The organism is Chryseobacterium sp. CBSDS_008 (assembly GCF_049959325.1).
In the GTDB taxonomy this organism is placed as follows: domain Bacteria; phylum Bacteroidota; class Bacteroidia; order Flavobacteriales; family Weeksellaceae; genus Chryseobacterium.
In genome coordinates, this window is the sequence record NZ_CP188202.1 from 1346410 (window position 1) to 1372978 (window position 26569).

Here is a 26569-nt window from a genome sequence, read left to right on the forward strand (position 1 = left end):
TATCAGTACTTAAGATTTTCGTCCACATCATATTTCATTCCCGGATAATTCAGAATTCTGCGCATCAGGCCAATCTGTCCGCAGAGATAATCTTCACGGCCGATACACATTCCCACAAAATTGAGCTTCGTTTCTTTAATGAAAGGGATGTTCATTCCTATTTCAAATATCTCATCCAGCTCTTCATCAGTTACTTCATGAAGTCTTTGGAATACTTTAGGGGAAATTTTATGAAAGTTTTCCTTTAATTCAGCTAAATTTGGATATTTAAAGCTTTCATCCAGTGCTTTTCCCTGGAAAAACACATCGTTGTAGGGATCTTCCTCTTGTATTCCAAGCACAAAGCCTAAACCATAACGCATGTTAACAAAGTTTCCTGCCATCCATACAATATGGTTGGTTTTATTTTCAATTCTTTTCAAAGCATCTTCTTCCGAAATGCCTTCCAAAACATTCATAAAGCTTTGGGAATGCATTCTGTAAGCCGGAATAATGACTTCCATTTTTTTTGATTTTGGTGTGTCCATTTTTAATTAGAGATTAGAAGTTAGAAATTAGAATGTTAGAGAAACACAAAGGGGCGCTAAGTATTTTTAAACTATACGTTTTTAAGGCGCGAGGATTTTATCTTCGATAAAATTGTACTCTTTTAAAAATAATATGGAAGATTTCATCAGCTAGTTTGTCATTCCGAGCAAAGCACGGAATCTAAACTTTTATTAGAGATAATTCTCTTAGATTTTGCGCCTGATTATATTATATGATCTGCAAAATTGTGTTAAAAACCGTCATTATTTTATGGCGCCTGGTTTTCCTAAAATTCTGCGGAGATAGCCCAGCTGTCCGCTGTGGTAAATTTCATGAAGGCTCAGGGTTGAGATATCTTTAATCATTTCAGGTTTAAAGCTGTCGAGAGTGTTGAGCTTTGCTTCCAGCTTGTCCTGAGATTGTTTCAGATATGATTGTAAATCTTCAAAGCTGATCAATTCATCTTTGTGATCCAAAGCAATTTCTCCTCTGTTGTAGAAGGAAAATTTTTCGATGTCCCAGACGGATTCTTCTCCTAAAACATTTAGAAAAAAGTTTCTGATGTAGATTAAATGTCCCAGAATCCAGTTCATACAGTTGGCTTCGCCATTAGGGAAAATCATAGATTCTTCGTGGGTAATACCGTTGATATTCAAAGAAATCACCTGATAGCTGCTGACTACCTGAGTTTTTATGATTTCTATATCGTTTGATTGTGTTTCCATTTGATGTATATTTTGTGATGTTTAAAGAATTATTCTGCCGGAATCTGAGAAGCATCGCCGTGCATGACTTCCCACTGATGGCCATTGATATCTGCAAAACTGCTTTGGTACATCCATCCGTAATCTACGGGTTCACTATATTTTGAACCTCCGTTTTCAATGGCTGTTTTTACCATCTGATCTACTTCATCCCGGCTGTTTACCCCGATGGCCAGCAGAACCTGCGTAGTGTCACCTTTGGCAAAAGGCCTGTTGGTAAAGGTTTGAAAAAAATCTTCTCTGAGAAACATCGCATAGATATGGTTTTCTTTCATAACCACACATATTGCTTTATCATCTGAAAACTGCTCATTGATAGAAAAGCCTAGCTTCGTCCAGAATTCTCTGGTTTTTTGAACGTTTTTTACGGGTAAATTGACGTAAATATCGGTAATGTTCATTTTGTAAATTTTAGTGGCGATTGTTATTCAAAATTACCAGGATATGGTAAGAATGTGCTTGCCATAGGACAAGATTTAACCTGGATTTACATTATTCTGCCGGCATCTGAGACAGATCAGCAAAGGTGATATTCCAGCCATGTCCGTCCGGATCCCAGAAAGAGTTCTGATACATCCATCCGTAATCCTGAGGTTCTTCATGCTGCCATGCTCCGTTTTCTACAGCAGTGTTGACTATTGTATCTACTTCTTCACGGCTGTTTAAGCCCACCGCAACAAGAACCTGACTGGTATTCTCTTTGGCAACGGGTTTATTGGTGAAGGTCATAAAATAATCTTCCTGCAGAAACATCACATAGATGGTATCATTCAAAACAACACAGGCTGCTTTTTCATCAGAGAACTTTTCATTAACCGGGAAACCTAACTTAGTCCAGAATTCTTTTGTTTTCTGTACATCTTTCACCGGAAGGTTTACATAAATTTGATTGACTTTCATTTTTTGTAATTTAGTGTTAAACTGTAATTCAAAATTACCAAGCTACAATGAAAATCAACTTGTCATAGGGCAAGATTTAAATTTTCCTGGGATGGGAAACGATTTCTTTACGGATACGGCTCAAAGAAGTGTCTGTAACTCCCAGATAGGAGGCGATCTGCTTCAGGGGTGCCAATTGTATGACCTTAGATTTCTGCTCCAGCAGATTAAGATATCTTTTGGTGGCAGAAAGGGTGAACATTTCTACAGACCTTTGTTTGTAGGCAAAAAGCTCCTGGGACATCCATGATCTTCCCCATTCCCTGAGATTTGGGATTTTATGGAACAATTCCTGGAAAGTATCATAGTCCAGTTTCCAGCATTCACAGTCTGTGATACAAACAATATTTTCCTGAGACGGTATTCTTTGAAACATTGACAACACCTCAATAATCACTTCATTCTCTGTGAAAAAATGGGTTGTTACTTCGTTCCCGTTGAAGTCATTCACATAGGAACGTGCCAGCCCGCTATCGAGAATATAATATTCATTTGCTGTTTTTCCTTCTTCAAGAATAAAATCACCTTTCTGGAAAGATGTTTTCTCATGAGCCTTACATATTTCGTCAAGTTCCTCATGGAGAAAGAATGGAAAATCATAGCAGATTTCTAAGGATTTATTGGTCATTGGTGTCATTTTTTTAAGTCTTTAAAAATAAAATTTTTAATTGAATTAAAAGCAAAAAATATTAAACAAAGAATATAATATCTTTATAAAAAAGACACATACTCCGTTGAAATAAAATGTATTTAAATAACAATAATTATTAAACAGTCATTTAAAACATGCTGTCTCTGACCACCCCGTCAAAAATTCTTTTGAATTTTCGCCACCCCTCCAAAGGATGGGAATGACTATTTGCCGATGATAGTAACCGTAAACTTTTAAAAGAAATACAATTTTAAAATAAGGAAAGCTGTATGGGTTTTGGAGGACTGGGTTTCTGGGCATCACCAAAAACAGTTTTCCCGCCAAAACGCCAGGAATTTTGTCTTTCTTCTTCAATCACCTGCTGAATATCAAAATCCGGTGTAAAATCTTTTTCGGCCTTTGCAACGATCTGATGAAGTTTATTTAAAGAATTCAATTTATCAGAATTACCCAGTCTGGATTTTTCAATTCCTTTCCTGATAATGCTGATACTTTCATCATAAGTATGGGTAGGAACAGGAAAAGGATGTCCGTCTTTACCTCCATGAGCAAAGGAAAACCTTGCCGGATCTGCAAATCTTGACGGTGCCCCGTGAATCACTTCACTTACCAAAGCCAGCGACTGCATGGTTCTTGGCCCTACTCCTTCGAGCATGAGCAAATCTTCAAAATTCTGAGGCTGCTGCTCGCGGGTAACATAAAGAAGTGCTCCCAGACGTTTCAGATCTACGTCAGAAGCCTGAACATCATGATGGGCAGGAAGAATCAGCCTGGCAAAATCCTTCATCACTTCTGCTGAATCGGTATGGGAAATATCTAAAATTCCTTTCCTGTTTTCTGAAGCCTCAGTATCAGTAAGGTTAAGAATTCTTCCTCTTGAAACGCCATTGATTCCTGTGTGAGGTTTTTCTACAAATGAGGTGATATTTTCGGAATGCCAGTGATAGCGTCTTGCTGTTCCGTCAGACTCATGCATACCCTGCTGAATGACACTCCAGTTTCCATTATCTGAAAGAATAAAATTGTGCAGATATAACTGATAACCATCCTGAATGGCCGTATTATCTACTTTTGCAGAAAGTTTGCTGGCTCTCACCAGATTTGTTCCGTTGAGGCCTGTCTTATCTGCAATTCTGATCAGTTCTGATGGAGTTTCGCGGGAAAGCTTCCCTTTCCCCCCACATATATAAAGTCCCAGAGACTGTGAATTGGGATTAATGGAACGTTTCAGTGCTCCCATAACAGAAGTGGTAATTCCTGAAGAATGCCAGTCCATTCCCATTACCGCACCGAAACTCTGAAACCAGAACGGATCTGCCAATCGCCGCAATACTTCATCTTTACCATAATCCATGAGAATGACTTCAATAATGGAGAGTCCCAGAACAGACATACGTTCATACAGCCATGGCGGTACTTTGCCATAGTGAAGGGGTAAATCTGCTGTTCCTGAACGTTTCATTCTATTTTAAAAATGTAAAGGTAGGTTTATTCAGCTTAATTCTTGATGATCCGGATCATACTTTCATTGTAATTTTACAGATGAGACAGTATATTGATCAGCTTTTGAAATGGATCTTTAACAAAAAACCTCCGGACTCCCCAGTTTTCATCAGTGAGCTTATATGTGATTTCGAAACCTGCATTCTTCATTTTATCATATACTTCATCTACATTATCCACTTCAATAGAAAGATCCGGGACTTCAGTATCATTCCCTCCTTGTGTGGCAAAACTGATCTGAACTTTGGCTTCTTCCTCATTACCCAAGGTTTTAATCCAGCCATGATCCATCAGAACATCCATTTCAAGAATATCGTGATAAAAAAGATCTGCCTTAGACAGATCATCTGTTTTGATGTTAGCTACAATTCTTTTAACCATTTTGAAATTATTTTTCATTAAAAGCCTTGCAAAATTATTCACAAGGCTTTTTCTACAAAAATTATTTTATTATTTCAATGCGGCAAGAGCAGCATCATAATTAGGTTCGTTAGCAATTTCCGGAACCTGCTCCGTATATACTACTTTGTTGTTTTCATCTGTAACAATTACTGCGCGGCTCAATAATCCTTTCATTGGTGAATCTGTGATAGTCACTTCATAGTCATCTCCGAAGCTGCTTCTGAAATCTGAAAGTGTTTCTACATTATTCAATCCTTCTGCCGCACAGAATCTTCCCAATGCGAATGGAAGGTCTTTTGAAACATTGATGATAACCGTATTGTCAAGCTTTGAAGCTTCTTCATTGAATTTTCTGGAAGATGCAGCACAGGTAGGGGTATCAATGCTTGGGAAAATATTGAATACTTTTTTCTTTCCGGCAAAAGTTTCAAGTGTTTTCACATTTAATCCAGTATCTACCAGGGCAAAATCTTTTACAGTCGTTCCTACCGCCGGTAATGTTCCTATTGTGTGTACTTCGTTTCCTTTTAAAGTGATTGTCGTTGACATAATTTTATTTTTTTAGTTTTTCAAATTTAATCAAAAAAGAAAATTTTTCCTGTCTTATTATGGTTAAATTAATCTTAAAGTGAAAATAAAAGTCTTACCTCTGATAATCAGTTTTTCATATAAATATTTTTCTATATAGGCTGTCTGAAAAAAACAAGTTTTCCAGAGCAAAAAAATCAATACCTGAAAATTATAGAATTGTTTTTAAAATAAATGGAAGTGTAACGGGAACATAAATTACACCGATAGAAATACAAAGAGTCAAAAGCTTCTTTTTTTTTATGGAAATATCTTAAATAAAACAATGATATTTACTAAATTTGTGGGACTTAAAATTTCAAATAAAAAATAACAGTATAATGTCAGAAAAATCAAAAATCTATTACACACTTACTGATGAAGCTCCAATGCTGGCTACTCATTCGTTTTTACCTATTGTAAAAGCATTTACCAAATCAGCAGGTATCGAAATCGCTGTTCCGGATATTTCTTTGGCAGGAAGAATTTTAGCCAACTTTCCTGAGTTTTTAAAAGACGATCAGAAAATCGGTGACGCTTTGGCCGAATTGGGGGAATTGGCAACACAGCCTGACGCTAATATCATCAAGTTACCAAACATTTCTGCTTCTGTACCTCAACTGGATGCCGCTATTGCTGAACTTCAAGGGAAAGGTTTTGCAGTTCCAAATTATCCTGCAGAGCCTAAAAATGACGAAGAAAAAGCAATCAAAGCTAAATATGCCAAAGTATTAGGAAGTGCTGTAAACCCTGTATTAAGAGAAGGAAACTCTGACAGACGTGCTCCAAAAGCTGTTAAAAACTATGCAAAAGCAAACCCTCACAGAATGGGTGACTGGGTATCTGACAGCAAAACTGACGTAGCTCACATGAACAATGGTGATTTCTACGGTACAGAAACTTCTACAACATTAGAAAATGCTACAAAATACAGAATCGTATTCAAAGGAAATGATGGTTCTGAGTCTGTATTAAAAGACTTTGCAGGTCTTCAGGCTGGTGAAGTAATCGATTCTTCTGTAATGAACTTAAACGCTTTAAAAGTGTTCGTTCAGGAGGCTATTGAGGAAGCTAAGAAAAAAAATGTACTTCTTTCTGCCCACCTTAAGGCAACCATGATGAAAATCTCTGACCCGATTATTTTCGGAGCTATTGTTGAGACTTTCTTCAAAGAAGTATTTACCAAATATGCTGAGACATTCAAGTCTTTAGATATCAATCCAAATAACGGTCTTGCTGATCTTTTCGATAAAATCAAAGGAAATGCTCAGGAAGCTGAAATCAAAGCTGATATTGAAACGGCTTTGGCAAACGGACCTAGAGTGGCCATGGTAAATTCTGACAAAGGAATTACCAACTTCCACGTGCCTTCTGACATCATTGTTGACGCATCTATGGCGGCTCTTGTAAGAGGCGGCGGTAAAATGTGGAACAAAGACGGAAACGAAGAAGATACCGTTTGTATCATTCCGGACCGTTCTTACGCAGGTTTCTATCAGTCTGTAATTGACGATATGAAAGCGCACGGAAAATTAGACCCTACAACAATGGGCTCTGTTCCGAACGTAGGTTTAATGGCTCAAAAAGCTGAAGAATATGGTTCTCACGATAAAACATTCCAGTTAACGGCTGACGGAACTGTAGAAGTTCAGGATGAGGCCGGAAATGTTCTTCTTTCTCAGAAAGTAGAAAAAGATGATATCTTCAGAATGTGTCAGACCAAAGATGCTCCTATCCAGGACTGGGTAAAATTAGCGGTAAACAGATCAAGATTATCTGATACACCAGCAATTTTCTGGCTGGATAAAGGAAGAGCTCACGACAGAGAAATCATCAAAAAAGTAGAAAAATATCTTGCGGATCACGATACAACAGGTCTTGACATCAGAATCCTTGATGTAAAAGATGCCATGACTGAAACGCTTAAGAGAGCAAGAGAAGGTAAAGATACAATCTCCGTTTCTGGAAACGTATTGAGGGATTATCTAACAGACCTTTTCCCGATCCTTGAGCTTGGTACTTCTGCAAAAATGCTTTCTATCGTTCCATTGATGAACGGTGGTGGCTTATTTGAAACAGGTGCCGGCGGTTCTGCTCCAAAACACGTTGAGCAGTTCCTGGAAGAAGGATATTTAAGATGGGATTCTCTGGGTGAATTCCTGGCACTTCAGGCTTCTTTAGAACACCTTGCACAAACTCAGGGAAATACAAAATCTCAGGTTTTAGCTGATGCATTGGATGAAGCTAATGCTAAATTCTTAGCTACAGATAAATCTCCTGCAAGAAAAGTAGGTCAGATCGACAACAGAGGTTCTCACTTCTATTTGGCAATGTACTGGGCTGAAGCGTTAGCTAACCAGACTGCTGATGGTGAATTGGCTGCTCAGTTTGCTCCGGTGGCACAGGCAATGCAGGAAAACGAAGAAGTAATCAATGCTGAATTAATTGGTGCTCAGGGTAAGCCTCAGAACATTGAAGGGTATTACAAAACTGATACATATAAAACATATGCAGCCATGAGACCAAGCACTGTTTTAAATGAAATTATTGACGGAATCTAAAATTTATGAAAAAAACTATAACCCTATTATTTGCTTATTTATCATTATTTTCATGTAGCAGTTCAAACGATGATATTACGGAGGTGGTCACAGTAACACCTCCTGTTATTGAAAATAAGATCAATTTAACTTCAACTTACAGTGATACCACTGAAACGGTAAGCTTAAAATGGACACTCAGCGGAGATGCCACTTATAATCATTATAAAATTGTAAGAAGTGATTCTCAAAATGGGATACAATCCGAAATTGGTAATAGCTATCCGAATCAGTTTACATTTACTTCAGCCGTACCATTTAACCCTTATGTAGAATATCAGGTTATTGGTATTAAGGCTAATGGTGAAGAGGTTAAAAGTAACATTATAAAAATTGAAAGACCTGAGATTAAATTGATTGATCTTAAAACTTTTGATGCCCAATTTGATAAAAACTCCGGAAAGCTATACCTGTTAGATACGGATGGGAAAATTGCTATTTATGATGTGAATACAAACTCTGTTACCCATCAGATCAGCACAAATGCAACTTTAGGCTACTCTGATATTGGAACCTATAATGGAAGTGTAGAATTATATGTTCCCAGAAATGATGGTTGGGTAGATATTTATGATGGAAATGACCTGACATTGAAAGCTCAGGTGAGTTTCGGAATGCCACTCATCAGTACAGTTTATCATAATGGTATACTTTACGGTTCTTCAAATAATAATAGTAGTTACAGTGTGATTAAATCAGCAAGTAGGGCTACAAAAGCTATAATTTCTCAATCGCCTCAGCTTTATTATAATAGTGGAAGGATGAGAAAAGCTGTAGGGACTTCGGTACAATTATATACCATAACACAGAATATTTCACCTGTAGATATGGATCTTTATAATTTTGATCTTAATGGTAATTACATGAGTCATCAGGACGATACTTATCATGGAGACCACCCTCTTAATTACAGGATATTTGAAGCATTTCCTGATGGAAGAATCATTACGGCAAGTTCAGGTTCTGTCTATAATTCGCAAATGATTTATCAGAATGATCTACCTTCCGGAAATTCCAAGCTTTCAAGTTTTGATTTTGATAGTAACAGTATTATTGCAGGAACTACAAGTAAGACCATTGAGCTTTATAACATCAATTCTTACACAAAAACCAAGACAATCAATACAAAGAGATATCCTTATAAAGTGTTTAGCTACAATAATAAGGTAGTCTGTGTAAGTTCAGTTACTCAACTCAACGTTCAGTCTTATGATTATTCGGGAATAATTCCTGACAATATAATGATCGAAATTTTTGACAAATAATTATAAACCTCTCCTTCGTGAGGGGTTTTTTATTGGTATTATTTTCTATCTACCACAATCACTCTTCTATGCTCCCTACCCCAGTTGATCATTTCCTGGATAATATTTCCAAAGGTTCGGCAGTATTCTGTAGGCTCGTATTCTATTAAAACAGGAGTTTCCGGGTAAACGGTACGTTTTACCAGTTTGTTCAGTTCCATATCTTTCAGTTCTTTGGAAAGCATTCTGGTAGTAATTCCAGGAATACTCCGTTCAATTTCCCTGAAGCGTCTGTTTCCGTTACAAATTGAATTAATCACAGGAATTCTCCATTTTCCGCCGATAAAATAAAGGGTATCCTGTAAAGCTCTTAGCTCTTCGTTCTGATCTCTTTCCATAATTGCAAAGTTAAGTGATATCATGAATGATACTGGTATACTCTGTGATACTGGTTACAAAAGTATACCATTTTGAAATAACTTTGTCAAAAAATTTACAATGAAAAAATTCAGTAACAAACTTGCCGTCGTAACGGGAGGAAACAGCGGAATCGGATTCGCTGCAGCAAAAGAACTTATTTCAGAAGGGGCAACCGTCATTATCACCGGAAGACGAAAAGATGCCGTGGAAAAAGCGGCTCAGGAACTTGGTGCCATTCCATTTATTGCAGATCAGGCTAATATTGATGATATTGATCTGCTGAAGAAAGAAGTAGAGAAACAATTTGGCAAAGCAGATATCCTGTTTATCAATGCAGGCATTACCGGAAGCCTTACACCTATTGAGAGTATGGATATCGAAAATTTTGATCAGGTGATGAACATCAATTTCAGAGGAGCTTATTTCACATTAAGCAAATTCATTCCTTTGCTGAATGATGGCGCTTCCGTCATATTTTTATCATCTATTGTGGCTTCTACCTATAAGCCTAACAGTTCAGCTTATCAGGCAAGCAAAGCCGCGTTAAACTCCATTGCAAAAACAGCGGCAGCAGAATTAGCGCCAAGAAAAATCAGAGTGAATATGATAAGTCCCGGTCCTATAAATACTGAAATCATGAGTAAGGCCGGGCTGGATGAAGAGACATTGAAGAATATCAACAGCCAGCTTGTAGATCAGATTCCATTGAAGAAAATGGGAACTGCTGAAGAAGTCGCGAAACTGGTTACCTATTTGTCTGATGATCAGCTTTCAGGATTTATCACCGGTACTGAAATTGTAATAGATGGCGGAATTACCTTATAAAATTAGTTTTCATCAAGTCCCGGTAAAAAATTACCGGGATTTTTCTTGTGTATTTTCAGGGTAAAAAATTCCGGATTCACCTTTTGATTTGTCCGGATCAGCCAGTTTTCCGTTTCAAAGTATCTGCTTGCCGGCTACTTTTGATCCAGAAAATAAAAACAATACTCATTATGGATACCGTAAAGAAAATAAGAAATCCCATCGCCATACTATTTCTGGCTATATTAGGAATCTTCGGAGGGCTGCAGCTATTCAGCAAACCTTTGGAAGGGAAACCGGTAACAGGAAAAATTGAAGCACCAAAGGAAGTGATCAGTATTCTTGAAAACTCATGTTTCAACTGCCATTCCAATCAGCAGCATCTAAGCTGGTATGATAAAATTGCTCCGGTTTCCTGGGCTGTGAATAAAGACATCAAAAGAGCGAGAGAAGTCCTGAACTTCTCAGAATGGGAAAAATTATCTCCAGCAGAACATCAGGGAAAAATGTACGCTATTCTGAATATGATGCAAAGCGGAAAAATGCCTCTTCATGAATACACTCTGCTGCATCCTTCGGCTAAGGTTACAGAAAAAGACATTGAAACGATAAAAAAATATACACTTTCATTATCCTCAGTAAGTTCACCGGCACAAAAAAAGGCTGAAACAACCCCATCTACATCTATCATATCCAATCCGGCACCAACAAAATTCCCGGTTTCTCCTAATGGAGTTCAATATACTGATGATTTCAAAAACTGGAAAGTAATCAGTATGAGTACGCTGTTTGATAAATCCATCCGTGTCATCTATGGAAATGATATTGCGGTAAAAGCTGTGGAAACAGAAAACTTTCACCCGTGGCCGGACGGAAGCGTGGTGGTAAAATCCGTATGGAAACAACAGGAATTGCCTAACGGAGAAATCAGACCCGGAAAATTTATCAATGCACAGTTCATGGTAAAAGATTCCAGGCAATATAAAGATACTGAAGGCTGGGGATTTGCAAAATTCTCCGGAGATGATCTACACGCAACCGGAAAGACCGCATCCTTCGCCAAAGAATCCTGTATTGCCTGCCACAGACAATTAGCAGAAAAAACAGGCTATCTGTTTGATGTTCCGATGAAAGTAAATACTCAAAGATTAATTCAAAATTTACAGAAAAAATGAAAAATACAATCCTGATCTTATGGGTAAGCCTGGTTTCTCTTACCGCCTGCAGCAAAGAAAATAATGATACAAATAATGGGCTTTTAAGGGTTGTTTTTGACCCGGGAAATCTTACATTTATTTCCAATTCTTTAAATCCTAAGAAAGAGACTATGTCTGCTTTATACGGAAATGAAAAGGCTCTGGAATCTTTATCCGGGGAAAGTAAGACTCCTGAAGCTGGTGCTGTGATGAAACTGGTGACCTGGCGATATCATGACAATCCTCAGTATACCGGCGGAACAATTACCGGAGAATTGGTAAGTATCGAAACCGTTCAAGCCGATCATTTCGGAAATGTATCTTATGATCTTAAAAATGGCCTGCCGAAAAACAGTCCGTCTGATAAAGAAGAAAGAATACAGTATTTCATGACCTACCGCCCTGTAAACAGACCATAATAAAAAAGTAATTTCGGCTTTTGATGAATTGTAAATTGACAATGTAATAATAAATGTAAACTATGAATTGACAAAAGTTACCATTCACTATTTATCATACTATTTTCAATAAAAAGCATTAATTTAACCTTTTCAAATCAGCAGATTTCATGCAACAGCAAAAAATAAAAATCTCACCAGCCATTATCTGGATAAGCTCTGTTTTCCTGGGCGTTTTATCCTCTGTCCCTCAGCTGGCTTCCCACCAATTCAACTGGAGAGAAGCGGTGGTAAACTCAGCCATTACAGCTGCATTTTCTGTGATTATGTGGTATATCAATATTTATATGCTGAACCGTACAGGAAAGCGCAGACAGCATATCTCTTACTCAAGACTGATGGTGGTACTGGCTTTCGGGATGGTGATCATGTTTGGGCTGGCATGGATTCAGCAGCTGATTCTTTCCCATATCAATTTTGGCCCCGTGATGCTGATGGTAGAAGTAAGGGGAATTCTAATCAACCTGGTATGCTATATGTTTCTTACCCTGCTTCAGAACAATTATACGGGCCAGCAGATACAGCTTGAGCTTGAAAAGGTAAAAAGCGACAATCTGGGAGCACAGTATGAATTGTTGAAGCAGCAGATCAATCCACATTTTCTTTTCAACAGTTTGAATACGCTAAAATTAATGGCAGAAACGCATGATGAGGAAACGGTTGATTTTATTGTAAAGCTTTCAGATTTTTACAGGTTTACGCTGGAAAGCAGAAAGCTGGACCTTATCAGTGTCCGGGAAGAAATGAAAATAGTAGATGCTTATCTTTTCCTTCAGAAAGCGCGTTTTGGTGAAGGAATCATGTTTACGAATCAGCTTGAAAAGGAAATTGGTGCAACACTTATTCCGCCCTTCACACTTCAGCTTCTGGTAGAGAACTGCATTAAACATAATATTGTTTCACAAAGTAAACCTTTACACATTAAAATCTATAATTCCAACGATCAGATTGTGATTGAAAATCCTATACAGCGGAAAATGAACACTGAAGACTCATTGGGAGTAGGGCTTGACAATATTAAAATGCGCTACAAGCACTTGCTGGAAAAGGATATCAATATTAACTCAGACGAAAAAATTTTTCAGATAAAACTACCATTAATCCATGAATATAATCATTATTGAGGATGAATTCAGGGCGGCAAAATCCCTGCAGAATTTACTATCAGACTTAAAACCGGACTCCAGGATCCTGGGTGTTTATGACAGTATTGAAACAAGCATTGAAGGTTTAAAGGGGAACAAACCTGATCTTATCTTTATGGATATCCATCTTTCGGATGGGCTTTCCTTTGAGATTTTCAAATCGGTGGAGATCACTTGTCCGGTGGTTTTCTGTACTGCCTTTGATCAGTATATGCTGGATGCTTTTAAGACCAAGGGTGTGGATTATGTTTTAAAACCATTTTCCAGGGAAGATATTGCTGAAGCTCTGAGAAAGGTGGATGAACTGAAAAAATTCTTTCAGAAAAATGAGCTGCCGGATCTGGAATCTATTATACAGAAAATCAATCAGCCAACTGGGAAAAGCAGTTTCCTGGTTTTTAAAAATCAAAAGTATACAACGATCCTTACTGAAGACATTGCCTATTTTTACATCCATAATGAAATCACCCATCTGGTAACGTTTGCCAGGGAGCAGTTTCCTCTTACCCAACCTCTGGGACAGGTGGCAGAACAGGTTTCTGACAAACAATTCTTCAGAGTCAACAGACAATATCTGGTCAACTTCAAAGCTATTAAGGAAATGGAACATTATTTTCAACGCAAGATACTGGTAAAACTCACGATTGAAACTCCTGAAAAGCTTCTTATCAATAAAGAGAAAACCCATAGTTTTTTCACATGGCTTGAGGATAGGTAGAGGAGAAAGGAAGCTGGAGGCTGGGTGCTGGAAGTACTTGAAGGCATTATAATCTATAAAAGTCTTATTTAAATAAATTATAGCCCTGATCGATATGATCAGGGTTTTTCTTGTTGTTATTTGATCTTTTTTTAATCCCTTAAACTTCCCTGCTGATATTTCAATATTAAAAATATAAGTTCCATTTCTTTTCACACGCCAAAAACTTCCAGCTTCCAACCTCCTTACTTCTATCAAAATATACTTCCCCACACAATTTCCGGGTTCACCTCTTAATTTGTCCGCTTAACCCTTTTTTACATTCTTTTGCCTCTCCGGAGTATCTACTTTTGAATCAAATTAAAAGAAATGATACTAAAAAACTTAATCACAGTAAGCGCTTTCACTGCGTTGTTATTTGCTACTTCAGCATTTATTCATCAAAATAAAGATCAAAAGACAGCAAGGCATCCTGCTGTTGAAAACAATGGCTTTGCAGTTTTGGAACTTTTTACTTCAGAAGGCTGCTCAAGCTGTCCTCCCGCAGATGAACTGATGGGAAAAATTGAAAAGGAATACAAAGATGAGCCGGTTTATCTTCTCTCCTACCACGTTGATTACTGGAACCGCCTTGGATGGAAAGACAGATTCAGCACTGCTGAGAATTCACAGCGGCAGCAGCAGTACAGCCGTATATTGAATTCGCAGGTTTATACCCCACAATTGGTAATCAACGGGAAAACGGAATTTGTAGGTTCTGATGAAAATACCATTAAAAATGCCATTCAGGAAGCCTTGCTTGTTTCTAAAAAAAGCAATATAGAATTATCGGCAAACGTCTCTCAGGATAAAATTGATGTTCAATATAAAACCTCATCATCTGATCCTAAGAACACACTTCTTATTAATCTCGTTGAAAAACATTCCTCCACTCAGGTAGGAAAAGGTGAAAATGAAGGGCGTCATCTGCATCACTGGCAGATTGTTCACAAGCAAAACCAAATCTCACCGAATAAACAACAGGAAGGAACCACAACATTCAAACTTCCTGAAGGATTTTCTGTTGAAAACTGGGAAGTTATAGCCTTTATTCAGAATTCAAAAACCGGCGAAATCTCAGGATCGGCAAAAACAAATTTCAAATAACTTTTACATAATAAATAACTAAAATAAGACAACAATGAAAACAAAAACAACAACAATCATCTATTGGACCGGCGCTATTTTTATGTCATTATGGTTTGGAGCCAGCGGTTTCTTTGAACTGACAAAAAATCCGGTTGTGTGGGACATCACACAGCAACTTGGCTATCCCTCTCATTTTATTTATATCTTAGGTGTCTTCAAAATTTCAGGCGTTCTGGTTCTCCTCCTTCCCAACAGGTTACTAAGACTGAAAGAATGGGTGTTTGCAGGAATGTTCTTTGATATCCTCTTTGCTTTCTTTTCAAAAATTGCAGTACTTGGCTTCCCATCTACAATTGATGCCATAGTCGCTTTTTCTGTACTTACGATAACTTATGTCACGTTCAGAAAGCTTTATTCTCCTGAAATGGCATTTGGAGAAGCGTAATATTAATAAACTCACATTCTTGTTATAAAACAGATCTTCCTATTTTCTGGGAAGATCTGTTAGTTATATATATGCTCAATAAGTTTTGGTTAAAACCGAATGATAAACGTTGATTGTGAAAGCGGACTAAAGCCCGCTTCTATGGATGGTTTTATGTATAGGACGATTATCCTGTTTAGTTAACCACCCCGTCAAAAATTCTTTGAATTTTTGCCACCCCTCCAGAGGAGGGGAATGCCGGGCATCTATTCATTGATTAGGTACAACGATCCAAAGTCCTTAATCGCTACAGCTATCACTTGCTACCTGTTATCTAACATCTGCCTCTGTCACCTAATTCATAAAAACTTCCGGAATCCATTCAAATGCGGCCGCTTTTTTCTTAGTAAAGCCTAATCCCGGCCATGGTAAATGTGAAGCAAATGCCCTGGCTTTAGTATCTGCTAATTGCTGAAGGAGTTTTTTTCTTGAAGCAGCAGCGATATCCAGATCTGTATCGCCTGAAAATCCCCAGTCAGGATGCGGGAAAAGAATGACATCAGAATGAATCAGATCTCCGATATATACCAGCTTTTCATTTCCTGCAGAAATTGTGGTTACCGTTAAACCAGGAGTGTGTCCCGGGGCCAGCTGAAAACTGAAATGATCATACAACGTATTGTCCAGATCATAAAACTCCAATTTGGACTGAATGGTTTTCAGAATATTCTGGACTGCAGGGATAAACTGATTAAGAAATTCAGGCTGTTTTTTCAAAGCACTGTTGCTGAAATCTTTGATTGTGGCTTTCATCCAGAAATCATGTTCTATCTTAGAGATAAAAATATTCGCATTGGGGAAAATAAGCTGATTTTGTTTATCTACAACTCCTCCGATATGATCAGGATGGGCATGAGAGATAAAAATATCGGTAATGTCTTTTGCCTGAAACCCGGCTTTTTGAAGGTTTTTTAACAAAAACCCAGTCCTTTCGTCAGCAAAAATCCCCATTCCGGAGTCTAATAAAATCAGCTTATTCTTGGTTTTCACCAACATGATATTTATTGCCATATCAATATAATCATCCGGCCGGAAGTTATCTTTAAGAATTGCTTTCAATTGAGACCCATTGCCTCTTGGAGCGAATGAGTTGAGATCGGTTTCATGAATATAGCCATCCGTAAGGATAAACAATTCCAGATCTCCCAATTTTATCTTTTTAAAGCCGGATAAGTCATCTCCCGGTTTTTCACCGTTTGTTTTAATTTCCGCAAAGGCATTGGAAAAAGGGATCAGGCTCAATGTTCCCGCCAGCAAACCGCCCTTTAAAAGTTCTCTTCTCTTCATATTTTAATTTGTGATGTTGTTATTGTATTGATATTCATGAAGGTTCTCTTCTTTTATGAAAAGCTTCCTTACTTTCTAAACACAAAAAACTGAGCTCCTGCTATTATTCAGGGACTCAGTTTTTAAATATCTATTTTTTAGTTGTTCACCAGTTTCATTGAACCTTCAGTATATCTTTCTCCTACATTCGGGTATTTTTTCAGAATGGCATCAATGGTATCCAGATCAGATTGGGAGAGCTCAATATCAACTGCTGCAATATTTTCTTCCAGATATTTGATTCTTTTGGTACCCGGAATCGGGATGATGTCATCTCCCTGATTCAATACCCAGGCTAATGCGAGCTGAGTTCCTTTTACTCCTTTGGAAGCTGCAAACTCATTGATTTCGTTGGCCAGTTTGGTATTATTTTCAAGATATTCCTGCTGATAACGGGGCAATGATTTCCTGAAGTCGTCATCACCAAGATTCTGTGCATCATAAATATTGGTAAAAAGGCCTCTTGCCAGCGGCGAATAAGGTACCAGAGAAATCCCCAGCCCTCTGACGGTTGGCAGAATTTCTTTTTCAATATCCCTGGTCAAAATAGAATATTCTGACTGTAAGGCTGTAATCGGATGAATTTTATGGGCTTTCCTGATTGATTCTGCTGAAGCTTCCGACAAGCCGATATATTTCACTTTTCCTGCTTTTACCAGCTCTGCCATAGCTCCTACGGTTTCTTCTACCGGAACATTAGGATCTACTCTATGAGCGTAGTAAAGGTCAATTGTATCTATTTTTAATCTTTGAAGGCTCAAATCTACCGCTTGCCTGATCCATTCCGGAGAACCGTCAAAATAAGTTCCGGGAGCCCCACTGTGGCTTGCTTTACCATCTTTAAACCTGAATCCGAATTTGGTGGCAATAAAAATCTTATCCCTGTTCGGCACCAAAACCTTAGAGATCAGTTTTTCGTTTTCCCCATTGGCATACATATCTGCTGTATCCCAGAAATTAACACCTAAGTCTAATGCCCTGTGTAAGGTATTGATACTCTCCTGCTCATCTGCTGGACCATAAGCAAAGCTCATTCCCATGCATCCAAGACCGATTGCTGATAACTGTTCTTCTGTGTTTCCTAATTTTTTAAATTTCATGATAGGTATGATTTAATTTAACAAGACAAAATTAGAACATCCGGGAACCAACCTTGATATAGAATTCAAACTAAGAATTATAAAATTCAAACAACATCCATTCTTAAGGCATTGGGAGTAATTCCAGTTTGTTTTTTAAAGTAATTGGTAAAATAAGCGGGTTCTTCAAAGCCTAATCCATAAGCAATTTCAGCAATATTCCAATCGGTATGTTTCAGTAAGGCATTCGCTTCCTGAATAATTCTCCCCGTAATCTGCTGGCTGGTTGTTTTCCCTGTAATTTCTTTTACGGAACGGTTTAAAGAATTCACATGAATGGAAAGGCTCTGCGCATAGTCATTCGGTGTTTTTAACTTTAAAAAAGCTTCTGGACTGTCTATCGGGAATTGCCTTTCAAGAAGTTCCATAAATAAGGAAGCCACGCGCTGTGAGGCATTCTGATAAGGCTCGAAGCTTTCTGCCGGCTGCATCCTCATCGTTTCATGAATCATCAGATGTAAGTAGGCCCTCAGCATATCATATTTGTGAATATAATCCGACTGAATTTCCGTCATCATCTTCATATAAATATCGGAAAGTATTTTCTGCTGTTCTTCATCTACAAAGAAAACCGGAGTACCGCCAATCCTGAAAAGGGGAGAATCCTGAAGGTTCCCCATACGGCTTCCATTATGCAGAAACTGGTCGGTAAACAGACAAAACCAACCTTTCTGATCTTCATCATCAGCCTCCCAGGAATATGGAATAATAGGATTGGAAAACAATAATGCAGGACGGTCTACTTTGATCCATTTATCAGCGTAATGAATTTTTCCCTTTCCTATGATCAGTGAAATTTTATAATAATCTCTCCTGCTGTAAGGAGTCAGTGGCGAACAATATTCCCTTGAAAATACATTGAAATGTCCCATTGTACTGACCCCGATACATTGTGATGCCAGATTGGGAGCGTTCCTTTCATAAAAACCTTTGAGTGATTCATGTGATTCCATAAATCAAAGTTATAAAATTCAAACAAATTAATAATCCCTGATTGAAAAATAAAATGGCTGACAAAAGATGCCAGCCATTTAAAAGTGATATAGTTGATATTGAGTTTAGTCCCAATCATCATCATGACCATGACCATGATGTTTATTCTGCTTTTTATAGTATTTCTCCTGGTTTTTATAATATTTTTCCTGCTGTTTACGGTATTTTTTATAATCGTTCTTGTTTCTGCCATAAACAATTACAGGATTCTGACCTTTATAATATTTCTTTTTAAAGATCATATACTTTTCTCTGCCCATGATCCTTTCCAGCTCCGAGTAACGGTCGTTTCTCCATCTTCCCGGCTCTACTACATACACCCTGTTCCAGGTATCGTAATCCCTATATCTGTCATTCAGTACATAGATCTGATTGGCTTGTGTTGTAGAAAGCAGCAGATCAGCAACAACTCTTTGCCAGTTAACATCCGAAATACTCCTTCTGTAATCATTGTAATAATCTGACTGCGCATAGCTCAAACTAAATGTGCCCATCAAAAATACGGTTAGTATTAACTTTTTCATTTCATTCCTCTTTAAATTAAACATCATGATATGCTCAATTAAAGTGCCAATTATTAAATACAAATACTAATATTTGTTAAAAAAAACCATAAACATCTGATTATATTTGCAATATTTTCTTTGTTTTGATAAAATTATTGAATGTTAATTTATTGTAAACCCATCATCGGAAACAATGAATTCCTTAGACAAAATTAAATTAGCCTTTAAACATCAATGAATTAAAAATACAAGTCTGTGAGCATATTTTCTTAAGTTTTGGCTAAAGCCCAGAACAAGCTATTTATTGTGTGGCGGGCTAAAACCCACCTCTATTGAATTCAGATATTTAACAGCAATATCTTTTATCTTTTATCTTTTATCTTTTATCTTTTATCTTTTATCTTTTATCTTTTATCTTTTATCTTTTATCTTTTATCTTTTATCTTTTATCTTTTATCTTTTATCTTTATCTTTTATCTTTTATCTTTATCTTTTATCTTATTTATTTTATAAAATTCGTTAAGATTCCGAAAACAATTATTTCATATGATTTAATTTCGTAATTTTATTGGGGAGAATGTTTTTCGGGAAGCTTCTCCAATTGTTTAAATCAACCAAATCTTATTATTATGGAAAATATAAAGTTTCAGGTATCTCCATATCAGGATGAATTGCAGCTACTTATTGACGGACAAAAAGCAGGCTATATGTCCATAGAGGTTGACGGAAGGCTGCTTATCGTATATTATACGAAACTTGACGAAGAGCGTGAGGGAAAAGGATACGCCAAACTATTACTGGATGAGCTGGTGCGTTACGCAGAAGAAAAAGATTTGCTTGTAGACCCGGAATGTGATTTTGTAAGACAGCAGTTTGAGAATCACCCAGCAAGATATAAAGAAATCTGGCATGCCTGATCAGCTTTCCCACCAGGCTGTAAATTGGTGTTCTGACTGATTCAGATCTACGACCTCTCCGATCATCGGGGTGAGGATGTTCAGTCCTTTTTCTTTCCCAAGAGCAGTTATCTTTTGTAAAGGTTCGTTCCACGGATGAAGTGCCAGTGCAAATTTGGCAGCATGTACAGGAATAATACGATCCGCTTTAAGATCCACAGCAGCCTGAATAACATCCTCGGGTAATGTATGGATGTATCGCCACGCCTCTCCATATTGCCCGTTCTCAAGAATGGCATAGTCAAAAGGACCATATTGCTCACCTATTGTTTTGAAATGACTGTCATAGCCACTGTCTCCTCCAAGGAAGATTCTCTTTGTAGGTGTAATCAGAACATAAGAACTCCAAAGCGTATCATTCTGTTTTACCCTTCTGCCGGAAAAGTGCCGGGCCGGAGTAAAACCAATTTTTATATCATTCTTCAGACCAACTTCTGTTCCCCATTCTTCTTCAATAAGCTTATTCTCAGCATAGCCCCATCTTTCCAGATGCGCGCCTACTCCCAGAGGTATAATAGCCATTCCTGTCCTATCTCTAATAGATTGTACCGTAGGGTAATCCAGATGGTCAAAATGATCATGGGTGATGACCAGATAATCAATATTGGGAATATCTTCAGGTTTAAAAATATCTGCTCCTCTGAAAGCTTTATTAAAATATTTAAAAGGAGATCCATATAAACTCAATACAGGATCAATCAGGAATGAAACTCCATCGGTCTGCAAATAGTAAGACGAATGTCCCAGCCAGATAAAAACATCCTGACTTTTATCTCTATTTTTTAAATCAGTATGAAGAGAGGGAATTGCGTGCACAGGTTTCAACAGCGGATGTTTCTTTCCTAAAAAGAAATCATAGGTCACCTTTGACATGTTGTAGCCTTCTGTAATTGATGGTGTATGGCTGATATTCTGAAACTGTCTTTTCCTATAGAGTTTTGACTGCCTGATCCGCTTCAGCCTCTTCCCTTTGGGTATGCCACCAAAAGCCTTCATATTGATCACTATAAAAAAGGTAACCGTCAAAACAGCCACAGTCGTAATAATCCAATAAATCATCTGTACAAAATAAGTATCAAATGTATCGACTTTTGTTTTTAAATGAAAATATATTCCTCTTTACTCTATTTTTTAACTAAATTTATCATGTATTTTAGAAAATTTATCATGCATTTAAGTCAGGATTAATTTTAAACTTTCTATTTTAGCACCCTAAAAAACTCAGATACATTGAAAAATTATTCGGTAATATTTCTTCTCGTTATTGTTTCGTCATGTGCTTCCATAAAAAAGCACAACGAACAGCGGGCTGCATGTATTCCACCGGAGCAGCTTAAGGAGGATGTAGATTTTGCCTATTCAAAATTACAGCAGATGCACCCTCAATTATACTGGTATATTCCCAAGAAGGAATTGGACCGTAAATTTGACAGCCTTAAGCAGACGATCACCGAACCCCTCAGTCCTCTTCAGTTTTATTTTAAACTTCAGCCTGTCATTGCCGGAATCCGTGAAGGGCATCTTTCACTGAGAATTCCAAGAAAGAAATTTACCAAGAAGGAAATTAAAAGACTGGAACATCAGAAAGGAATGTTCAGCCGTTTTGATTATTATATCTCAGGAGATAAGATGTATATTATTCAAAACAGGGATTCTATTGAACATATACAGCCCGGAACTGAAATTTTATCCATCAACAATGTTCCTGTGTCCGATTATATAAAAAAATACAGAAACCTGATCAGCAGTGATGGTGATAATACCACTTTCCACCCCTATTTTTTGAAAGATCTGTTTTTTAATTTTTATACTGCAGAAAATGGTTTTGAAAGCAAAGCCACTCTTGAAACCCTATACCAGGGAGAAAAACGTACTTATACCTTAACCAGAGAAACAAAATCAGACTCTGATCTTGAAAAGGACAAGGAAATGCAGAAAAAGACTCAGGAAAAAAAACTGAATGATTATGTAGCTTCCAGCAATTCTTATAACAGGAGCTTCAAATTCCTTGATAAAGACAGCGCCATTGCTTATATACAGGTAAAAAGCTTCTCAAGAGATTATTCAGATGAATTTTATAAAAAGACGTTTGCCAAGATCAACGATGCAAAGTCTTCATACCTCATCATAGATGTCCGAAATAACTACGGAGGTTCCCTATACGAAATCAACAACCTGTATTCCTATTTAGCAGAAGCGCCGTTTACCCTTATCAAACCTTCCCAATTAACGTCACGGAATGCTCCTCTGCGCACAAATTATTTCAGAAAAAGCAGTCCTTTAGAATATGCTCTCAAAAGTATTGTCTATCCGAGTTACTTTTTTGCACAGACTTTCAGTACTTATAAAAAAGACGGGAAAGTGTTCTACAAAATGAAGGCTGACAAGCCTACAAAACCCAAGAAGGAAGCCTTTCAAGGAAAAGTTTTTGTACTGATCAACGGGGGCAGCTTCTCAGCATCTTCCATTCTAACCGCTAAACTTAAGAATGATAAAAGAGCAACATTGGTGGGAGAAGAAACAGGAGGTGCCAACGACGGAACCGTTGCCGGCTTTTATTCGTATCAGAAACTTCCTAATTCTGAAATAAGATTCCCTATCGGACTGCTTTTAGTACAGCCTAATATTAATTTTTCAGATTCCCGGAAAGGCGTGGTTCCTGATGTGACGATTACTGAAAGCATGCAGGATATCATTGATAAAAAAGATCCCCAGCTGGACTGGATAAAAAAGGAAATAGCAAAAGAAAAGGAAAATAAAGAACAATAATTTTTAAGTTTTCGGCGGGCTTTCAGCCCGCCGAAAACTTTTATCTTTTAATTCATCCAAAAGATCTTCAATTTAATTGAAAATCATATAAATAGAATAACCTGATACATCTTCCTATCAGGTTATTTATTTAAATATGAAATTTTATTATTATTATTATTATTTAAAATCCAGGAAATCATCTTTTTTAAGATAGTGATTCAGTGCTTTAATAAGCTGAGAGGAAGTAACATCCGCACACTGCCTGAAAGCAAGATCTACCACATCCTGAATATTTTCATCAGAACACAAATAATTCAGTTTATTATGAAAAACAAAATCAGGTAAGATTTCATTGTCATTCTCACCAATATCCAAAGGGTCTCCGATAAAAACTTTCATTTCAGGTTTAAATTCATCTATCGAGGAATAAACCGCATAATTATATTCCGGATCATAAGATTCCTTCCGGTCTTGTTTATTCTTTACCAGTGCCAGAAATTCTTCTATTGAATACACTTGATTTTTAATCTCATCCATCTAATATTTTTTTAACAGCTCAATTTTTTAAAGATAGAAAATTTACAGAAGACAAATGGTTTCTAAATCCAGTTTATGTAAAGCCTTCTGTAAATGATCCGTTATCAGGGAAGTCCATTTCCGTCTGCTCTTATCATAATCAAAAGAACATATGTCAGAAATGAATGATAAAATAGCGCATGTATTGAGCTTTTCAATGTTAAATAATATCAGAATCAGAAGATATAATCTGTACTTAAAAAGTTGGAATCATGTTCTCTGACAATGGTATTCAGTAACTCTTTGTTGGAATCCGTCAGTTTTGCGGCTACCAGGGACCTGATGGAGAAGGAACGGAGTGCATCAAAAACAGAAAGTGTACCTTCCGCACTGTCTTTTCTTCCTGTAAAAGGAAAAACATCCGGTCCGCGCTGCGCCTGGCAGTTGATATTGACGCGGCTTACAAGATTCACGAAAGGATCAATCAGTCTGGCTACCTCATGCGGATCTTCACTGAAAATACTTACCTGCATTCCGTGGGAAGCATTCACCTGGTACTCTATCGGTTCTTCTATATCTTCAAACGGAACAACAGGAATCACAGGACCAAACTGCTCTTCATGGTACAGTTTCATATCACTATTTACGGGATACACTACTGCCGGAAAAACAAAAGATTCATCCGTATAGCCTCCATCCTTATTCAGAACTACGGCTCCTTTCTGCAGCGCATCATCAATACATTCTTTTAAATAATGGGGTTTATTAACTTCCGGAAGCGGGGTTACTTTCACATCTTTTTCCCATGGAAGCCCCGGCTTCAAGGCAGAAACGGCTGCACTTAGTTTTTCTGTGAATTCCAGTGCTACTTCTTTCTGAACAAATATCAGCTTCAGTGCCGTACAACGCTGTCCGTTGAAAGAAAGCGCCCCTAAAATACATTCGCTCACCGCTACATCCAGATTGGCGTTTTTGGTAACGATTGCAGCATTTTTGGCATCAAGGCTGAGAATAGCTCTTAAACGGTTCACTTTCGGATGGAGTTTTTTCAGTCCGTTCGCTACTTTACTTGACCCGATAAAAGCAAGGACATTTACTTTTCCGCTTTCCATGATCGGAGTGATGATTTCTGATCCTTTTCCGTATAAAGTATTCACTGTTCCTTTAGGGAAAGCCTCTTTAAAGGCCTCTAATAAAGGATAATGGGCCAGCACACCGTGTTTTGGAAGTTTAAAAAGAATGGTATTTCCCATGATCAGAGCGGGAATCAATGTGGTAAAAATTTCATTCAGCGGATAATTGAACGGTCCCATACTTAAAACTACGCCCAGCGGAGCTCTCCTGATCTGTGCAATTGTGCCTTCTGCCTGCTGGAAACGGGAAGATTCTCTGTCAAGATCTTTAAGGGCATCAATAGTCTGGTTGATATAATCTACAGTACGGTCAAACTCTTTAGTAGAATCAGCAAGTGTTTTTCCAATTTCCCACATCAGTAACTTAATAATCAGGTCTCTTTGCTGGATCATCAGGTACACGAATTTCTGCATACATTTGATACGCCCTTCCACAGACATGGTAGGCCATTCTCCAAGACCATTATCATAGGCTTTTACACAAGCTTCAAGGACTTCCATTGCTTCATTCGGGCCAATATTCGGAATGCTTCCCAGAAGCTTCCTTTCCAGTCCGTTTTCTGTGGGAATGCATACCGGGGAATAAATTTCGGTGACATCACCGTTCCATTCTACCAGTTCGCCATTCAAAAGATAATTTCGCTGATGAATCACCGGCACTTTATATTCTTCAGGAATTTCGTTTTCACTCTTAAAAATGTGATGAAATGATGCTGTATTTTCTGAACTCATAAATTTTTCTATTTTTTTGTAATAAAATTAAAACTATCTCAAAAGTCAGGTAATTTGGCTTTTGTCATTGACTATCTCGAATCTTCGATTTCTGACGAAGGAAGGACCTTAATGATAATCCGCTATTGAGATTCTTCACTATATTCCATTTCGTTCAGGATGACAATTCTGAAACATTTTTTTCAATAATATAAAGGTAGAGGTAAAATGTTTTGAAAAAATAATCTGATAATAGATTTGATCTATTTGAATTAAAATTAATCTTAGCTCCTGAAAAAAGAATAATTTAGCTGAAAAATAAAATTTCATGTTTTCAAAATTAGTTTTCGGCACACTGCTATTCTTTTCAGCAGCGGGCTTTGCTCAAAAATCTAAATCTATCAATACTGTTTTAATGGGAGGAAAGGAAGTTCATACGTATGCCCAATTACCGGCTCTGAATAAGCCGGCTCCTAAATTTACCCTTACCGATGTGAATATGAATGACCAAACATTGGATTCCTATAAAGGGAAATATGTTATTCTGAATATCTTTCCAAGTGTAGACACCGGAGTATGCTCCGCATCGGTACACCATTTCAATGAAGAGGCTGGTAACCTTCCAAACACAGTTGTACTTTGTATTTCTAAAGATTTACCATTTGCCCAGAAAAGATTCTGTGGTGCAGAAGGAATTAAAAATGTCGTAATGCTTTCAGATTTCCGTACAGATTTTGGATGGAACTATGGGGTGGAACTGGTGGATTCTGCCATGAAAGGTCTTCTGAGCAGAGCGGTTGTGATAATAGATCCTTCAGGAAAGATCATCTATGAAGAGCAGGTAGCTGATATTTCGCAGGAACCGAATTATGAAGCGGCTATTGCGGCTGTGAAATAGTAAATTACATTAAACCTTTAAGGAAAATTAAATAGTTAAGAATATTAAGATGAGCGCATAGCTTAAAAATATCCTGATGTTTCCTTCACTTACCTTCAAAACTTCAATA

Annotated in this window: 28 protein-coding genes; 12 read left to right on the plus strand and 16 right to left on the minus strand. The window is 37.5% G+C overall.

The features are described 5' to 3' along the window. Positions 1–2 precede the first annotated feature (2 nt). From ACP3T3_RS05995 to tpx (ACP3T3_RS06030), 8 genes are all read right to left on the minus strand, one after another. Complete coding sequence (locus tag ACP3T3_RS05995; protein WP_426479003.1) at positions 3–527, minus strand: DinB family protein; 525 nt, start codon at positions 525–527, stop codon at positions 3–5. A 264-nt stretch (positions 528–791) separates the two neighbouring features. After that, positions 792–1253 (minus strand): hypothetical protein, encoded by a 462-nt coding sequence (locus ACP3T3_RS06000; RefSeq protein ID WP_426479004.1) that lies wholly within the window; start codon positions 1251–1253, stop codon positions 792–794. A gap of 29 nt (positions 1254–1282) precedes the next feature. Beyond that, positions 1283–1693, minus strand: a complete 411-nt coding sequence (locus ACP3T3_RS06005; protein ID WP_426479005.1) for a VOC family protein — start codon at positions 1691–1693, stop codon at positions 1283–1285. Between the two features lie 91 nt (positions 1694–1784). Further along, a complete protein-coding gene (locus tag ACP3T3_RS06010) occupies positions 1785–2192 on the minus strand; it encodes a VOC family protein (protein WP_426479006.1) in 408 nt (135 codons plus the stop codon). Positions 2193–2268: 76 nt separating this feature from the next. Continuing rightward, entirely contained in the window at positions 2269–2859 is a 591-nt protein-coding gene (locus ACP3T3_RS06015) for a Crp/Fnr family transcriptional regulator (protein ID WP_426479007.1), read from the minus strand. A gap of 274 nt (positions 2860–3133) precedes the next feature. Continuing rightward, positions 3134–4345 (minus strand): DUF763 domain-containing protein, encoded by a 1212-nt coding sequence (locus tag ACP3T3_RS06020; protein WP_426479008.1) that lies wholly within the window; start codon positions 4343–4345, stop codon positions 3134–3136. A gap of 74 nt (positions 4346–4419) precedes the next feature. Then, on the minus strand, positions 4420–4767 hold the full coding sequence (locus ACP3T3_RS06025; RefSeq protein WP_426479009.1) for a VOC family protein: 348 nt from the start codon (positions 4765–4767) through the stop codon (positions 4420–4422). A gap of 69 nt (positions 4768–4836) precedes the next feature. Further along, a complete protein-coding gene (gene tpx / locus ACP3T3_RS06030) occupies positions 4837–5337 on the minus strand; it encodes a thiol peroxidase (RefSeq protein ID WP_426479010.1) in 501 nt (166 codons plus the stop codon). 359 nt (positions 5338–5696) lie between these two features. On the opposite strand from tpx (ACP3T3_RS06030), the gene ACP3T3_RS06035 reads away from it, so the two are divergent. After that, positions 5697–7916, plus strand: coding sequence for an NADP-dependent isocitrate dehydrogenase (locus ACP3T3_RS06035; protein WP_426479011.1), 2220 nt, complete (start codon positions 5697–5699; stop codon positions 7914–7916). Between the two features lie 5 nt (positions 7917–7921). Beyond that, positions 7922–9220, plus strand: coding sequence for a hypothetical protein (locus tag ACP3T3_RS06040; protein WP_426479012.1), 1299 nt, complete (start codon positions 7922–7924; stop codon positions 9218–9220). 38 nt (positions 9221–9258) lie between these two features. On the opposite strand, the gene ACP3T3_RS06045 is transcribed toward ACP3T3_RS06040, so the two are convergent. After that, on the minus strand, positions 9259–9597 hold the full coding sequence (locus ACP3T3_RS06045; protein WP_426479013.1) for a winged helix-turn-helix transcriptional regulator: 339 nt from the start codon (positions 9595–9597) through the stop codon (positions 9259–9261). Between the two features lie 100 nt (positions 9598–9697). On the opposite strand from ACP3T3_RS06045, the gene ACP3T3_RS06050 reads away from it, so the two are divergent. From ACP3T3_RS06050 to ACP3T3_RS06080, 7 genes are all read left to right on the plus strand, one after another. After that, on the plus strand, positions 9698–10444 hold the full coding sequence (locus ACP3T3_RS06050) for an SDR family oxidoreductase (protein WP_426479014.1): 747 nt from the start codon (positions 9698–9700) through the stop codon (positions 10442–10444). 170 nt (positions 10445–10614) lie between these two features. Then, positions 10615–11598 (plus strand): heme-binding domain-containing protein, encoded by a 984-nt coding sequence (locus tag ACP3T3_RS06055; protein ID WP_426479015.1) that lies wholly within the window; start codon positions 10615–10617, stop codon positions 11596–11598. After that, positions 11595–12038: a hypothetical protein gene (locus ACP3T3_RS06060; RefSeq protein ID WP_426479016.1), complete on the plus strand. Its 444-nt coding sequence runs from the start codon at positions 11595–11597 to the stop codon at positions 12036–12038. The genes ACP3T3_RS06055 and ACP3T3_RS06060 overlap by 4 nt, the downstream gene beginning before the upstream one ends. 149 nt (positions 12039–12187) lie before the next feature. Further along, positions 12188–13201 carry a sensor histidine kinase gene (locus ACP3T3_RS06065; protein WP_426479017.1) on the plus strand — a complete coding sequence of 338 codons (1014 nt, stop codon included), beginning with the start codon at positions 12188–12190 and terminating at the stop codon, positions 13199–13201. Next, positions 13182–13940: a LytR/AlgR family response regulator transcription factor gene (locus ACP3T3_RS06070; protein ID WP_426479018.1), complete on the plus strand. Its 759-nt coding sequence runs from the start codon at positions 13182–13184 to the stop codon at positions 13938–13940. The genes ACP3T3_RS06065 and ACP3T3_RS06070 overlap by 20 nt, the downstream gene beginning before the upstream one ends. Before the next feature lie 348 nt (positions 13941–14288). Further along, on the plus strand, positions 14289–15065 hold the full coding sequence (locus ACP3T3_RS06075) for a DUF1223 domain-containing protein (RefSeq protein WP_426479019.1): 777 nt from the start codon (positions 14289–14291) through the stop codon (positions 15063–15065). A gap of 34 nt (positions 15066–15099) precedes the next feature. Further along, positions 15100–15492 (plus strand): DoxX family protein, encoded by a 393-nt coding sequence (locus tag ACP3T3_RS06080; protein WP_426479020.1) that lies wholly within the window; start codon positions 15100–15102, stop codon positions 15490–15492. 333 nt (positions 15493–15825) lie between these two features. Here the strand turns inward: ACP3T3_RS06080 and ACP3T3_RS06085 are convergent, their stop codons facing one another. From ACP3T3_RS06085 to ACP3T3_RS06100, 4 genes are all read right to left on the minus strand, one after another. Beyond that, entirely contained in the window at positions 15826–16818 is a 993-nt protein-coding gene (locus tag ACP3T3_RS06085; RefSeq protein ID WP_426479021.1) for an MBL fold metallo-hydrolase, read from the minus strand. Between the two features lie 137 nt (positions 16819–16955). Then, complete coding sequence (locus ACP3T3_RS06090) at positions 16956–17957, minus strand: aldo/keto reductase (RefSeq protein WP_426479022.1); 1002 nt, start codon at positions 17955–17957, stop codon at positions 16956–16958. A gap of 86 nt (positions 17958–18043) precedes the next feature. Next, positions 18044–18949: a helix-turn-helix domain-containing protein gene (locus ACP3T3_RS06095; RefSeq protein WP_426479023.1), complete on the minus strand. Its 906-nt coding sequence runs from the start codon at positions 18947–18949 to the stop codon at positions 18044–18046. Positions 18950–19054: 105 nt separating this feature from the next. Next, positions 19055–19513 (minus strand): hypothetical protein, encoded by a 459-nt coding sequence (locus ACP3T3_RS06100; RefSeq protein ID WP_426479024.1) that lies wholly within the window; start codon positions 19511–19513, stop codon positions 19055–19057. A 611-nt stretch (positions 19514–20124) separates the two neighbouring features. Here ACP3T3_RS06100 and ACP3T3_RS06105 point away from each other — a divergent pair. Beyond that, positions 20125–20412, plus strand: coding sequence for a GNAT family N-acetyltransferase (locus ACP3T3_RS06105; RefSeq protein ID WP_426479025.1), 288 nt, complete (start codon positions 20125–20127; stop codon positions 20410–20412). Here ACP3T3_RS06105 and ACP3T3_RS06110 read toward each other — a convergent pair whose 3' ends face one another. Then, positions 20413–21510, minus strand: a complete 1098-nt coding sequence (locus ACP3T3_RS06110) for an MBL fold metallo-hydrolase (protein WP_426479026.1) — start codon at positions 21508–21510, stop codon at positions 20413–20415. Between the two features lie 171 nt (positions 21511–21681). Here ACP3T3_RS06110 and ACP3T3_RS06115 point away from each other — a divergent pair, with 171 nt between their 5' ends. Further along, on the plus strand, positions 21682–23220 hold the full coding sequence (locus ACP3T3_RS06115) for a S41 family peptidase (protein WP_426479027.1): 1539 nt from the start codon (positions 21682–21684) through the stop codon (positions 23218–23220). Between the two features lie 159 nt (positions 23221–23379). On the opposite strand, the gene ACP3T3_RS06120 is transcribed toward ACP3T3_RS06115, so the two are convergent. Then, positions 23380–23739, minus strand: coding sequence for a DUF7716 domain-containing protein (locus ACP3T3_RS06120; RefSeq protein ID WP_426479028.1), 360 nt, complete (start codon positions 23737–23739; stop codon positions 23380–23382). A 215-nt stretch (positions 23740–23954) separates the two neighbouring features. Continuing rightward, positions 23955–25583 (minus strand): NADP-dependent glyceraldehyde-3-phosphate dehydrogenase, encoded by a 1629-nt coding sequence (locus tag ACP3T3_RS06125; protein WP_426479029.1) that lies wholly within the window; start codon positions 25581–25583, stop codon positions 23955–23957. A gap of 307 nt (positions 25584–25890) precedes the next feature. Here ACP3T3_RS06125 and tpx (ACP3T3_RS06130) point away from each other — a divergent pair, with 307 nt between their 5' ends. Next, positions 25891–26460: a thiol peroxidase gene (gene tpx, locus ACP3T3_RS06130; protein WP_426479030.1), complete on the plus strand. Its 570-nt coding sequence runs from the start codon at positions 25891–25893 to the stop codon at positions 26458–26460. Positions 26461–26569: the final 109 nt, after the last annotated feature.